This is a genomic window from Buchnera aphidicola str. Ak (Acyrthosiphon kondoi) (assembly GCF_000225445.1).
GTDB lineage: Bacteria > Pseudomonadota > Gammaproteobacteria > Enterobacterales > Enterobacteriaceae > Buchnera > Buchnera aphidicola_A.
This window is the reverse complement of the sequence record NC_017256.1, coordinates 164,399-178,062: the sequence shown is the minus strand read 5'-3', so window position 1 is coordinate 178,062 and position 13,664 is coordinate 164,399. Positions and strand designations below refer to the sequence as shown.

General features: G+C 27.5%; 12 protein-coding genes. All 12 read right to left on the bottom strand.

The features are described 5' to 3' along the window. Positions 1 to 15 precede the first annotated feature (15 nt). The 12 genes from nuoM to ndhC all read right to left on the bottom strand — a co-directional run bounded on the left by nuoM (position 16) and on the right by ndhC (position 13,487). Positions 16 to 1,518: an NADH-quinone oxidoreductase subunit M gene (gene nuoM / locus BAKON_RS00830; RefSeq protein WP_014499325.1), complete on the bottom strand. Its 1,503-nt coding sequence runs from the start codon at positions 1,516 to 1,518 to the stop codon at positions 16 to 18. A gap of 90 nt (positions 1,519 to 1,608) precedes the next feature. Further along, positions 1,609 to 3,459, bottom strand: coding sequence for an NADH-quinone oxidoreductase subunit L (gene nuoL / locus BAKON_RS00825; protein ID WP_014499324.1), 1,851 nt, complete (start codon positions 3,457 to 3,459; stop codon positions 1,609 to 1,611). Continuing rightward, positions 3,456 to 3,758 carry an NADH-quinone oxidoreductase subunit NuoK gene (nuoK, locus tag BAKON_RS00820; RefSeq protein WP_014499323.1) on the bottom strand — a complete coding sequence of 101 codons (303 nt, stop codon included), beginning with the start codon at positions 3,756 to 3,758 and terminating at the stop codon, positions 3,456 to 3,458. Before nuoK ends, nuoL begins: the two co-directional genes overlap by 4 nt. Positions 3,759 to 3,788: 30 nt before the next feature. Beyond that, positions 3,789 to 4,298, bottom strand: coding sequence for an NADH-quinone oxidoreductase subunit J (gene nuoJ, locus BAKON_RS00815; RefSeq protein ID WP_014499322.1), 510 nt, complete (start codon positions 4,296 to 4,298; stop codon positions 3,789 to 3,791). A 10-nt stretch (positions 4,299 to 4,308) separates the two neighbouring features. Further along, the gene (gene nuoI / locus BAKON_RS00810; RefSeq protein WP_014499321.1) at positions 4,309 to 4,851 is read right to left on the bottom strand and encodes an NADH-quinone oxidoreductase subunit NuoI; all 543 of its coding nucleotides are present in this window, start codon (positions 4,849 to 4,851) and stop codon (positions 4,309 to 4,311) included. A 15-nt stretch (positions 4,852 to 4,866) separates the two neighbouring features. Then, positions 4,867 to 5,844: an NADH-quinone oxidoreductase subunit NuoH gene (gene nuoH, locus BAKON_RS00805; RefSeq protein WP_014499320.1), complete on the bottom strand. Its 978-nt coding sequence runs from the start codon at positions 5,842 to 5,844 to the stop codon at positions 4,867 to 4,869. Beyond that, the gene (gene nuoG / locus BAKON_RS00800) at positions 5,841 to 8,573 is read right to left on the bottom strand and encodes an NADH-quinone oxidoreductase subunit NuoG (protein WP_014499319.1); all 2,733 of its coding nucleotides are present in this window, start codon (positions 8,571 to 8,573) and stop codon (positions 5,841 to 5,843) included. Before nuoG ends, nuoH begins: the two co-directional genes overlap by 4 nt. An 81-nt stretch (positions 8,574 to 8,654) precedes the next feature. Beyond that, positions 8,655 to 9,986: an NADH-quinone oxidoreductase subunit NuoF gene (nuoF, locus tag BAKON_RS00795; protein WP_014499318.1), complete on the bottom strand. Its 1,332-nt coding sequence runs from the start codon at positions 9,984 to 9,986 to the stop codon at positions 8,655 to 8,657. Continuing rightward, complete coding sequence (gene nuoE, locus BAKON_RS00790; protein ID WP_014499317.1) at positions 9,983 to 10,471, bottom strand: NADH-quinone oxidoreductase subunit NuoE; 489 nt, start codon at positions 10,469 to 10,471, stop codon at positions 9,983 to 9,985. Before nuoE ends, nuoF begins: the two co-directional genes overlap by 4 nt. Positions 10,472 to 10,493: 22 nt before the next feature. Next, positions 10,494 to 12,296 (bottom strand): NADH-quinone oxidoreductase subunit C/D, encoded by a 1,803-nt coding sequence (gene nuoC / locus BAKON_RS00785; RefSeq protein WP_014499316.1) that lies wholly within the window; start codon positions 12,294 to 12,296, stop codon positions 10,494 to 10,496. 97 nt (positions 12,297 to 12,393) lie between these two features. Continuing rightward, complete coding sequence (locus BAKON_RS00780; protein WP_014499315.1) at positions 12,394 to 13,068, bottom strand: NuoB/complex I 20 kDa subunit family protein; 675 nt, start codon at positions 13,066 to 13,068, stop codon at positions 12,394 to 12,396. A gap of 50 nt (positions 13,069 to 13,118) precedes the next feature. Beyond that, on the bottom strand, positions 13,119 to 13,487 hold the full coding sequence (ndhC, locus tag BAKON_RS00775; protein ID WP_044005654.1) for an NADH-quinone oxidoreductase subunit A: 369 nt from the start codon (positions 13,485 to 13,487) through the stop codon (positions 13,119 to 13,121). Between the last annotated feature and the right edge of the window lie 177 nt (positions 13,488 to 13,664).

Sequence of the window (13,664 nt, the reverse complement as noted above, 5' to 3'; positions counted from 1 at the left end):
ATTACAACCTTATCTTTAAGTAGAATTATTCAATTCTTTTTGAATATTATGTATAGAATTATATGAAATATCTATAATTTTTTGTGGATTTAAACCTAAAAAAATTAACATTAAAATTAATACTATTATTGTCCATAATTCTTGTTTATTTACAAAAAAAATAGAAAATTTTCTCTTACATGGACCATAAAAAATTTTTTGCATCATATTTAAAGAATAAATAGACGAAAAAATAATTCCTATTGTTGCTAATATAGATATCAATGGAAAAACTTGGAATATACCAGATAAAATTAAAAACTCACCAACAAAATTTCCTGTTCCAGGAATTCCTAAATTCGCAAGAGAAAAAAATAAAGAAAATCCTGGAATCCAATAAATACAGTGCCATAAACCCCCCATATCATTGATATCTTGAGTTTTAAAACGTTTATAAAGTTGACCAGACAAAATACATAAAGCGGCAGTAGTTAAACTATTAGACAATATTTGAATGACTACTCCTTGCAGTGCTATTTCACTATTACTATAAATAGCTATTAAAATTAAACCCATATGCGAAATAGAAGAATAAGCAATCAATCGTTTAATATTTGTTTGTGAAAAAGCAAGCCAAGATGCATAAAATATAGTAAAAAGACCTAAAAACATTGCAAAAAAAGAAAACTTTCCTGTTGAAAAAGGAAATAAAACTAAATTATACCTTAAAAGAGCATAAGGGGCAGTTTTTAATAAAACACCAATAATTTCTACTGTACCACAAGAAACCGATTGAGAATGTACATCTGGTAACCATCCATGAAATGGAACTACAGGCATTTTTATAGCAAATGACAAGAAAAAACCTATCATGACTATATATTCTATATATCTATTAATTGGTGCATTAATCAATAAATTATAATTAAAAGTTAATACATTTGTATCTTGATAATGACTAAAAACTAATAATAAAATAGATGACAACAATATTAAACCAGAAGTTTGTCCATATAAAAAAAATTTATTAGCAGCAAGATAATTTTTATTACTTTCAGTTTGATCACTCCATAATGCAATCAAAAAATACATTGGAAACAACATAATTTCCCAAAAACAAAAAAATAAAAAAAGATCAAAAGCAATAAAAACACCAATAATACCAGTTAAAACAAACATAAAATTTAAATAAAAGAAACCTTGATTTTTTTTAATTTCATTCCATGAACATAAAACTGCTATTATAGATAATAAAGCAGAAAAAATGAGCATTATAATAGAGAAGCCATCAATCGCAATATTAAACTCAATACCAAATCTTGATATCCAAGGTATAATTAATTGACAATCTAAATGAGGATACTCTTTGATTTGAAAAAAATGATAGTTTTCTTGATAAAATATTTGAATGATAACTAATAATATTAAAATTATTCCTAATAATGCGATCCAACGAGGAAAATTTTTATGAAATCTATAAGAAAAAAAAGAAAAAAAACCACTAAAAAACGGAATGATAATTAACAAAGAAAGTAACATTACATCTATATCCCTATTATTCACTATGACTATTTAATCAATGGAATTGTTTTTTGTTTTTATAACAATATAAACTTATTAATAAAAAAACTATTTTAAATTGAACCAATAAAATAAAATTAATATAAATATTAAATTGATACCTAATATGATTGAAGTTGCATACCATCTTATATAACCACTACTTGTTTTTAATAAATAAAAATTACATATCTGAATGATTTTAAAAAAATAATTAATAATTTTATTTAATGGATCACAAGATAACATTTTAGATACACGCAAATAAAAATTTATGAAAAATGTTTTATAAAACCAATCAAAACCCCATCCTTTTAATAAAAAATAATATATATGTCTTATAAATTTAAATTCAAAAATTTTATTAAGCCAATATGTATTTTTAATCCAAAAATAATAAGATAAAAATATTCCTGATATAGATAATACACTGCATATTATTTCAAATACGAATTTATCATCTGTTAATAAATTAGACAAAGGAAATACTTCTAATAATGGTGGTGATAGATATGAACCAAATACAGTAGAAAATAATAAAAGAATAAATAATGGAATATTATGTCCTAATCTATTAGATGAAGTAACTTTATGAATATTTTTTCCGTGAAAAATAATAAAAATCATTCTGAATGTATAAAGTGCTGTTAAAAAAGAACAAAATAAAGCAACTAAAAAAAAATTAATATAACCACTATGTAAAACACTAAATAAAATATTGCCCTTACTATAAAATCCAGCTGTAACTAAAGGAAAAGAAATTAAAGATAAACCTCCTACTATGAAATTAATATATAAAAAAGGTAATTGTTTACGTAAACCACCCATTTTAAATATATTTTTTTCATTTTTACATGATAGGATCAATGATCCTGCAGATAAAAATAATAATGCTTTAAAAAACGCATGCGTAATTAAATGCATAATTGCTGCACTCCACGCTTTAACTCCTAAAGCTAAAAACATATATCCTATCTGACTCATCGTAGAATAAGCTAAAATACGTTTTATATCATTTTGAACTAGAGCAGAAAAACTAGAAATTAATATTGTTAATATACCAATCAGTCCTACAAGATATAATATATCAGGAGTTAATAAAAATAAAAAATGTGTTCGTGCAATTAAATACACACCGGCTGTTACCATAGTAGCTGCATGTATTAAAGCTGAAACAGGACTTGGACCAACCATTGCATCAGACAACCAATTTTGTAAAGGCAACTGTGCTGATTTTCCAACTACGCCTAATAATAAACATAACGTAATAACATTCAGGTCATAAATATTTCCTGTATTTAAAAGATTTGATAACAATTTAATTTGTTGAAAATCAAAAGTATTATATTCTCTATATATTAAAAATATTGCAATCATTAAAAAAACATCAGAAATTCGAGTTAAAATAAAAGCTTTAAAAGCACAACGATTATTATTAAATTCAGTATAATAAAAACCAATGAGCAAATAAGAACATACACTAACTCCTTCCCATCCTAAATACATGAATAAAAAATTATCGGCAAGTACTAAAACTGACATACTTGCTACAAACAAATTAGTATATGCAAAAAAACGTGAATAACCCTCTTTATGTCTCATATACCAAGAAGAAAAAATATGTATCAATAACCCAACACCTGTAATTACAAACAACATACTTAAAGATAATCCATCTAAAATAAAACCAAAATTAATTCTTAATACATTAATAGATAACCATTTCCACAATATTTGAGTAAAAACTTGATCATTATTTTTAATGATACTAATACCATAAAAACAAGTTATAAAAAATGATGCAAATATAGAAAATATACCGATTCTTGATGTATTTTTTCTAGAAATAACACCTTGCATAGAAGATAAAAATAAAAACCCAATTAATGGAAAAAAAGTTATGAGAAAAATAATATTCATCTATTCATCTCACTTAAAACATCAATGTTTAATGTTTTCTTACGTCTATAAAGTTGAAGTAATAATGCTAAAGCTATACTAGCTTCTGATGCAGCTAAAGTAATAGCAAATATATACATTATTTGACCATCTGCTTGATGCCAGTAGCTACCAACTACTATTAACGCTAATCCAGCAGCATTCATCATTATTTCTAAACTAATTAATATAAATAATATATTACGTCGAACAATTAAAGATGTTAAACCTAGCATAAATAATATTAATGATAGAAATAACCCGTGAAATAAAGAAATCATGAATTATTATCCTTAATGAACATTAATTGACTATAAAGATCTATTTTTATAATTTTTTTCTGTTCCAATATGAAAAACAACAATCAATGCAGATAGTAAAAGAATGGAAGATAATTCAACTAAGAGTACATAAGGACCAAATAAATTTACACCCACCATTTTTGAATCAATTAATAATCCACGTATTGTTTTATCTTTTAAAAAAAATGTAGCATAAATCATAGACGAAAGTAATATTAATGATAAAATACTAGGTCCAATCCAAAAAGAAGGCTTTAAATAATTTTCTTCTTTCAGATCGTATTCATTACTAGTATTAAGCATCATGATAACAAAGACAAACAAAACAATAATAGCTCCAGCGTAAATAATAACCTCTAAAGAACCAGCAAAAAAAGCTCCAAGAGAAAAAAAAACACCAGATATTGATAAAAGAGAAATTATCAAGTACAGCAGAGAATATACTGCATTTTTTTGAATAATTACAAAAAAAGTAGATATTACTGCTACAAAAGAACATATATAAAAAACAAATTCCATAAAAATCTCCTTATGGCAATAAATCTTTTACATTAATAGGCTTGGCATTAACATTTAAATTACCTATTCTTTTTTCTTTCACGGCTACACCAGAAAAATCATAGAAATCATACTCTGGATATTTGCCTGGACCTGAAATTAATAAATCCGTTTTTTCATATACTAAATCTTTTCTTTTAAAATCAGATAATTCAAAATCAGGTATTAATTGTATTGCAGCTGTAGGACATGCCTCTTCACATAAACCACAAAATATACAACGAGAAAAATTGATCCTAAAAAACTCTGGATACCAACGACCACTAACTTTTTCGGATTTTTGCAAAGAAATACAATCAACAGGACAAACTGCAGCACATAGATTACAGGCAACACAACGTTCTTGTCCATCTATATTACGAGTCAAAATAATACGTCCTCGATAACGAGGAGCAAGATGGACTTTTTCTTCTGGATATAATTTAGTTTCAGATTTAGAGAAAATATTTACGCCAATCATTAAAATAGTTCTTATTTGCGTAAATAATCCAACAATAATATTTTTTAATATCATAAATAAAAAAATCTCTTATAAAACTTTTAACAAGACAAAAAAAGCAGTTAAAAATAAATTTAATAATGTTAACGGCAAACAAAATTTCCATCCAAAAAACAACACTTGATCATATCGCGGTCTTGGTAATGATGCTCGAATTAAAATGAAAATAAAAATAAAAAAAATAGTTTTTAAAAAAAGCCAAAAAAAACTAGGAATCCAAGGACCAAACCAACCACCAAAAAAAATAGTTGCTATTAATAATGAAATTGTAATAATAGAAATATATTCACCAATAAAAAATAAACCAAATTTCATTCCTGAATATTCAATGTGATAACCATCAGCTAATTCTTGTTCAGATTCAGGTTGATCAAAAGGATGTCGATGACAAACGGCTAAACCTGCTACAAAAAAAGTTAAAAAGCCAAAAAACTGTGGAAAAATATTCCAAATATCCTTTTGACTATTTACAATATCAGATATTTTAAAAGATCCTGACTGAGCTACTACACCCATCAATGACAAACCTAAAAATACTTCATAACTTAACGTTTGAACACACGCACGCATTGCTCCCAATAATGCATACTTATTATTACTAGACCAACCAGCAAATAATATGGAATAAACAGATAAACTAGCCATCATTAAAAAAAACAAAATTCCTATATTTAAATCAATAATAACGAAATCAGAGGTAAAAGGAATAATAGGAATGACACATAATAAAGAAGTAAAAGCTATTACTGGTGATAAAATAAAAATAAATTTTCTACTAAAAGGAGGAATCCAATCTTCTTTAAATAAAATTTTAATCATATCAGCACATAATTGCAAACTTCCCATCCAACCAACTCGATTGGGTCCATGTCTATTTTGAAAGAGGGCTAATAATCTTCGTTCAATAACACTTAACATAGCCCCAGAAAATACTGTTAAAATTAAAATAAAAATAACTTTTAAAAAACAAAAAATTATTTTAATTGCATTTGTTTCTAACGAAATCATTTAATGAATTCCTGTAAAAATTTAATTTTTTCACCAACAAGAGCAGCAGGAAAACCTTGTCTTCCAATAGGTAAACCTATTTGTTTTTCACTTAAATATTTAGATAATTTTATTGCTAAACGATAATCTTTATTTAAACAGTTAAATTCTACTATAGAATCTTTTCGCAAACCTAATTTAATTCCGTCTGATAGACTAATTAAAGCATATTCTAAAGGAATGTTTTCTTGTATAGTAGAAGAGTACTGAGTTAATTCTTCATTTCCAAAAAGATGATAATAAGGAATTACATTCCAGAATTTTTCTTTAACAAAATTTTTAACAACTAAATTTGAATAAATATCTTTTTTACTATTATTTTTTTTGAAAATATGTACTCCTGAATCACCAGATATTAAATTTTTACCTGTTTCTATCTGAAATTTATTCCATGCTTGAGGCGAATTCCAACCAGGAAACCAAGCAAAAGGAATATGAGATACAGAAGCATGAGGTTGATTGTATCCTTCCATAGAAAATGCAAACATAGTGTTTTTGTCTTTAGGTTGACAAGGTTCATGAACATCAATATTAGCACGTAAAGATGTTCGTCCACTAGAGCGAATAGGAGATCGAGCAATTTTTTGACCATGAATACGAAAAGTAGAATACAGTTCTTTTTTTGGTATTTCTTCAAAAAACGAATATTTTTTAGAATAAGCATTTATTATATCATCTAAATTGAACCAACATATTTTTGTATTATCAATTTTTGACTTAATAAAGTGTAACCACTTCCAACTGTCAAAAAGACAATTTTTTTTATCATAAAAATTAGGATCATAAACTTGAAAAAAACGCTGAGCTCTTCCTTCAAAATTTATTACTGTTCCAGAACTTTCAGTAAAACTTGTTGCAGGTAAAGATAATGCAGATTTTTTGTAAGTCTCTGTATACTGATGATCTATAGTAATTATATTTTCTTTATTTTTTAAGAAATGATTACAGTAATTTTCAGATAGAACACGATATAAATCGTACTCCATAAAAATTATAGCATCTGCTTTTTTTTGTTTAAATTCATCTAACACACATTCTATAGACATGCCTTCAAATAATTCTACACCTAAAGAATTAGAAGATGATGTTAAAAAAGTGGCACCAACATGGTGATGAATGGTATTCGTTTTAATGGCTTTAGCTATGTTTATAGATGCTTGTATAATAGCATCGCTAAAAGAATGCGAACCAGAAATAATCAATGTTTTTTTAGATGAAATTAACCGATTGGCAATCAATAATGCTTTTTCTTTTAATACAGAACTTAAATTTAAAACTTTTGGTAGACTTTTATCTAATTTATAAGCAATAGCAGATGCTAAATCTACTTGTTTATGAATAGGAGCAAAATAAGACCATTCAGAAATATTATCTAATTTACTTTCATGTGTATGCATAATATATAAAGAATTTTTAAATTTTTCTGAAATGTGAATATTAGAAGAAACATTCCATTTTGGTATTCCATGTAGTTTTGTTATTTCTTGAACCCTTCTTTTAATTGCTTGACGTACAGCTAAAGCAACACGAGCAGATGTTTGTGTTAGATCTTCTCCAAGAACTAAAATTACATCATAACTTTCAATTTCTTTTAAGGATGGAATATATATATCATTGTTTTTTAAACATTCTAAAATCAATTTAATACATGCTTGCTCTTTTTTAGACATTCCATTAGAAAAATTCTCTTTTCCTACTAGTTCTTGCAATGCAAAATTATTTTCTATACTTGATCTAGCGGAACCAACTCCAATTACACGTTTATATTTTTTAAAAAAATCAACTCCAATTTTGATAGCTTCATTAAAATTTAATACAGTTAAATTATTATTATTAATATATGTAGGTTGTTTTGGTCGCTGATGTAAACTAGTCTGTGAATAACCAAAACGACCAAGATCACAAATTAAATAGTGATTTATATTTTCATGATATCTGTTTTCTATTCGACGTATTTCACCATAACGTTCTCCAATACTAATATTGCATCCAACGCTACAATTCTGACATATTCCTGGAGCGTATTGCATGTCCCATTTACGATTATATTTTTTAGAATGAGTTTTATCTGTAAATACGCCGGTAGGACATAATTCTATTAAATTACCTGAATGTTCACTTTCTAAGATTCCATCTTCTACGCGACCAAAATAAATACTGTTATTAGAGCCATAGACTCCAAAATCAAGACCGTCTGCATAGTCATTATAGTACCGAACACAACGATAGCAGGCAATACAACGGTTCATTTCATGTTTAATAAATGGTCCTAAATATTGATTTTTATGTATTCTTTTTTGAAATCTATATTTCCGTATACTGTGTTTTGTCATTACAGTCATATCTTGTAAATGACAATGACCACCTTCTTCACATACTGGACAATCATGTGGATGATTTGTTAATAAAAGTTCTACAATAGCACTTCTAAAGACTTCTGATTCAGTGCTTTTAATAGATATTATGGCTCCATTAGTCACCGGAGTCATACAAGACATAATCAATCGACCTTTAGAATCTTCAAAACTACTATATTGTGTGACTGCACATTGACGACATGCCCCTAAACTTCCTAATAAAGGATGCCAACAGAAGTAAGGAATATCAATTCCTACTGATAAACAAGCTTGTAATAAATTATCTGATTCATTAACATTGTACATTTTACTATCTATATAAATTTTAGCCATAAGAGAATAATTCCAAAAACTTCTATTTTAGATAAATTTATTTCAAAATAAATGTTTTCTATAAACATTTCTATAGGTTAACTAAATACAATTAGATTGAATCCCAATAAATTTTTTATTTAAATCTATTCTTTTTATGCTAATTCCAGCTTCAAATTCAGAACGAAAATATTTAATAGCACTTTGTAAAGGTTCTATTGCTCCTGGTGCGTGAGCACAAAATGTTTTTCCTGGACTTAAATGAGAACACAATTGTTCTAGGTTTTTTATGTCATCTTTTTGTCCTTGATTTTTTTCTAAACTTTTCAAAATTTTTACAATCCATGGTAATCCATCTCGACATGGAGTACACAAACCACATGATTCTCGAGAAAAAAATTTTTCTATATTATATACAAGAGAAACCATATTAGTCTTATCATCAACGGCCATAGCAAGAGCAGTTCCTAAACGACTACCAGCTTGCTTAATATGATTAAAATCCATTGGAAGATCTAAATGTTTATTAGTTAAAAAATCAGTTCCTGCTCCCCCTGGTTGCCAAGCTTTTAAAGAAAATCCAGACTTCATTCCATGAGCATAGTCTTCTAAAATCTCACGAGCGGTAACACCAAAAGGCAACTCCCAAACACCGGGATTTTTTACTTTTCCTGAAAAACCCATCAATTTAGTGCCTGTATCAGAACTTTTAGATAATTTTTTATACCAATCTGCACCGTTCAATATAATACATGGAACATTAGATAATGTTTCAACATTATTTACGCAAGTAGGCTTACCCCATAAACCAAAAACTGCTGGAAATGGTGGTTTAGATCTAGGATTAGCTCTACGACCTTCTAAAGAATTAATTAAAGCAGTTTCTTCACCACAAATGTAGCGTCCTGCTCCAGTATGCAAAACTAATTCAAAATTGAAGTTACTGCCTAAAATGTTTAATCCAATATAGCCAAAATCTATCGCTTCCTGTATAGCTTTCTTTAAAATATATTCAGCTTGAACATATTCTCCTCTTAAAAAAATATAGGCACGAGAAACATTTAATGCGTATGCTGATAATATTATTCCTTCAATTAATTGATGAGGAATATTTTCAATTAAAAGTCTATCTTTATAGGTGCCCGGTTCCATTTCATCTGCATTGCATACCAAGTAAGAACATATTGTATCAGATTTATTTTGAGACATTAAACTCCATTTCAAGCCAGTGGAAAATCCTGCTCCTCCTCTTCCTTTTAAGCCAGATTCTTTTACTATATTAACAAGATCTTCTGGTAGCATTTCTTTTAATGCTTTTTGCAAAGCTATATAACCATTCTTATTACAGTATTCTTTAATCCAAATAGTTTTTCTATCATCTCTTAAACGCCAAGTTAAGGGATGTGTTTCTTCAATTCGTAAAATTTGATTCATTTATATGATTCCAGCAAACAGGGTATCGATTCTGGAGTTAAGAAAGAATATATGTCTTCATTAATCATGATTGTTGGACCTTTATCACAATTTCCTAAACAACAGACAGGTAATAAAGTAAATCTATTATCTTTAGTAGTTTCTCCTTTTTTTATTTTTAAATGATTTTCTAAAGCTATTTTAATCATTTTATAACCAGTCAAAAAACAAACTACGCTATCACAATAACGAATAATATTACGACCTACAGGTTGACGAAAAATTTGACTATAGAAAGTAGCAACTCCTTCGACATCACTAGGATTTATTTGAAGTACTTTAGCGATAGCATAAATAGCTTGATCAGAAACCCAACCTCGTTTTTTTTGAACTATTTTTAATGCTTCTATTGAAATAGAACGAGGATTTTCATAATATTTTTTTTGATTTTCTATTTCATTTATTTCTTCATTAGTTAATACAAATTTTATAGAAATTTCTCGAATTTGACTTTTTTTTTATGCATAATTATCTATCCACGTCAGACATGACAAAATCTATACTACCTAAGTATACAATTAAATCTGATATTAAACTTCCACGAATTACTGAAGGTATTTGTTGTAAATGTGGAAAACTAGGTGTACGTATTCTTGTACGATAACTCATCGTACCACCATCACTAATTAAGTAATAACTATTAATTCCTTTTGTTGCTTCAACCATTTGAAAACTTTCATTTGCTGGAATAACTGGACCCCAAGATACTTGTAAAAAATGAGTAATCATAGTTTCAATATTTTGTAAGACACATTCTTTAGAAGGAGGTGTAGTTAATGCATCCTCAGATTTAAAAGGACCTTTTGGCATATTATGTAAACATTGTTTTAAAATAATCAAACTTTGATAAATTTCTTCTACTTTAATCATTACTCTTGAATAACAATCACTTGTTCCAGAACCTGTTGGTACTTCAAAAGTATAATTTTGATATCCAGAATACGGCCTCCATTTTCTCACATCAAAATTTAATCCTGTAGCACGTAGACCTGCTCCGGTAACACCCCATTGTAATGCTTCTTTTTTATTATATTCAGCAATTCCTTTAGAACGATTAATTAAAATACTGTTTTTTAAAGCGGTAGTTATATAATATTTTAATCGTTTTGGCATCCAATCAAGAAATTCTTTTAACAAAACATCCCAACCTTTTGGTAAATCATTAGCAACCCCACCAATACGAAACCAAGCAGGATGCATGCGAGCACCTGTAATTGCTTCAACTAAATCATATATTTTTTGACGATCAGTAAAAGCAAAAAAAACAGGTGTCATACAACCTACATCTTGAATAAAAGTAGAAATATACAATAAATGACTATTTATTCGAAATAATTCTGACATCATCACTCTAATAACTTCTGCTTTTTCCGGAACAGAGATATTAGCTAGTTTTTCTACCGCTAAAACATAAGGTAATTCATTTACGCAACCACCTAGATATTCAATTCGATCAGTATATGGAATATAACTATGCCACGACTGACGTTCTGCCATTTTTTCAGCTCCACGATGATGATATCCAATATCTGGAACACAATCTACAATATTCTCACCATCTAATTGCAAAACAATTCTAAAAGCACCATGAGCAGAAGGATGATTAGGTCCTAAATTTAAAAACATAAATTCTACATTATCATTTTTACGTTTCATACCCCATGATTCAGGTTTAAATCTTAATCCTTCCATTTCCAAGTCTTCTTTCTCTTCATTTAAGAAAAAAGGTTCATACTCAGTTGCTCTTGCAGAATAATTTTTTCTTAATGGATATCCTTTCCATGTACTAGGCATAATAATTCGAGTTAAATTAGGATGCTTCTCAAAAACAATACCAAACATATCCCAGGTTTCACGTTCATACCAATTAGCATTTGGAAACAAACTAGTAAATGTCGGCAAAATTAAATTATGTTCTAATAATGGAACTTTAATTAAAATATCAGAGTTGCGTTCAATAGATATTAAATGATAAAAAACAGAAAAATCAGCTTTAGGCATATTTTCACGATGTAATCTGACGCGTTCATCTATACCATGCAAATCATAAAGCATAGTATAGGGTTGAGATAAATTACATAAAAATTTTCCTACTTCAATTAATAGTGTTTTATCAATCCAAATTATAGGAAAACCCGTTAAAGCAACTTGATAAAAACAATATTTTTCACCAAAAACATTAAATAAATCATGAATTACTGAATTAGTTAATTTTTCTTTATCTTTTTTTTCCAATAAAAATACGTCTTCTTTTAGAGTAAAATCTATCATAAATCTCTCGCTGTATTTAATTTTAAAAATACAACAATATTTTTATCTAACAAAATATTAGTGTATTAAAGAAAGTTATATTTTTTCAATTAAATAATTAAATTTTTTCTGAAGTTGGGAGATTAATAATATTAATTATTTTACTTCTTTTTTTTACTTTTTGAGATAACATCTTCTTATGATATATACCTTGTTCTCCAATAATCCAAGATAATGGCCTTCTTTCTTCACTGATTAATTTTTGCAATAACATTAAGGCTTGCATATACGCTTCAGGACGAGGTGGACAACCAGGAATATAAATATCAACTGGTAAAAATTTATCTACTCCTTGAACAACAGAATAAATATCATACATCCCACCAGAATTAGCACATGCACCCATAGAAATAACCCATTTTGGTTCTAACATTTGATCATATAATCTTTGAATAACAGGAGCCATTTTTATAAATGGTGTACCTGCAATTACCATGACATCAGCTTGTCTAGGAGACGCACGTAATACTTCGGATCCAAAGCGTGCAACATCATGCACAGAAGTGAAAGCAGATACCATTTCCACATAACAACAGGACAACCCAAAGTTATAAGGCCATAAAGAATTTTTTCGCCCCCAATTAACCAATTTATGTAATAATTCAGTAATTTTACCCATAAAAAGATTCTTTTTTATATATTCCTTTACAGGATCTGAAACAGATTCAATTGTTTGTTTGGGATATTTTTTGCTATTTTCATCAATGTCTGTTCTAGTTAAAGTATAATTCATTTTATAACTCGCTGAAGTAAAAGATATAATATATTTAAGATAATTGAATATTACTTTGAGATTGAAGGTGCCCAATTTAATGCTTTGACACGAATTAAATAAAATAATCCTAATAATAGAGATATTCCAAACATAAAAGCCTCACCAAATCCAATCCATCCAGATTCTTTTATACTAATAGACCAAGCATATAAATAAAGAGCTTCAACATCAAAAATAACAAAAAACATAGCAATTAAATAAAATTTTACAGAAAAATGAAGATCAGTTTTACTAGTTGATACGATTCCAGATTCAAAAGGAGTGTTTTTGTATCTAGATGAAGATCGACCTCCTAACACCCAACTCAAAAAAAGCATAAAAAAACATAGGCCCAAAGAAAAAATTATAAAAATAAAAAAAGATAAATATTCAGTCATTATTTCTGTTTTTATCAAAATGTATTTTCCTTAAAAGTTTAAAAATATTTAAATTAAAATGTAGATTATTTGTTAATATTTTAGTACATGAAAAAAATAAAATTTATTATAACATCAAATATATTAATCAATATGTTATCTTTAATAAATAAAAAAACCTATAATTAAAATTTTAGT

Excerpts from the sequence above, each read along its gene's own strand:
- BAKON_RS00780 (WP_014499315.1), bottom strand. The coding sequence starts at position 13,068 with ATGAATTATACTTTAACTAGAACAGACATTGATGAAAATAGCAAAAAA.
- nuoC (WP_014499316.1), bottom strand. The coding sequence starts at position 12,296 with ATGATAGATTTTACTCTAAAAGAAGACGTATTTTTATTGGAAAAAAAA.
- ndhC (WP_044005654.1), bottom strand. The coding sequence starts at position 13,487 with ATGACTGAATATTTATCTTTTTTTATTTTTATAATTTTTTCTTTGGGC.
- nuoK (WP_014499323.1), bottom strand. The coding sequence starts at position 3,758 with ATGATTTCTTTATTTCACGGGTTATTTCTATCATTAATATTATTTATG.
- nuoL (WP_014499324.1), bottom strand. The coding sequence starts at position 3,459 with ATGAATATTATTTTTCTCATAACTTTTTTTCCATTAATTGGGTTTTTA.
- nuoH (WP_014499320.1), bottom strand. The coding sequence starts at position 5,844 with ATGATTTCGTTAGAAACAAATGCAATTAAAATAATTTTTTGTTTTTTA.
- nuoM (WP_014499325.1), bottom strand. The coding sequence starts at position 1,518 with ATGTTACTTTCTTTGTTAATTATCATTCCGTTTTTTAGTGGTTTTTTT.
- nuoJ (WP_014499322.1), bottom strand. The coding sequence starts at position 4,298 with ATGGAATTTGTTTTTTATATATGTTCTTTTGTAGCAGTAATATCTACT.
- nuoF (WP_014499318.1), bottom strand. The coding sequence starts at position 9,986 with ATGAATCAAATTTTACGAATTGAAGAAACACATCCCTTAACTTGGCGT.
- nuoG (WP_014499319.1), bottom strand. The coding sequence starts at position 8,573 with ATGGCTAAAATTTATATAGATAGTAAAATGTACAATGTTAATGAATCA.
- nuoI (WP_014499321.1), bottom strand. The coding sequence starts at position 4,851 with ATGATATTAAAAAATATTATTGTTGGATTATTTACGCAAATAAGAACT.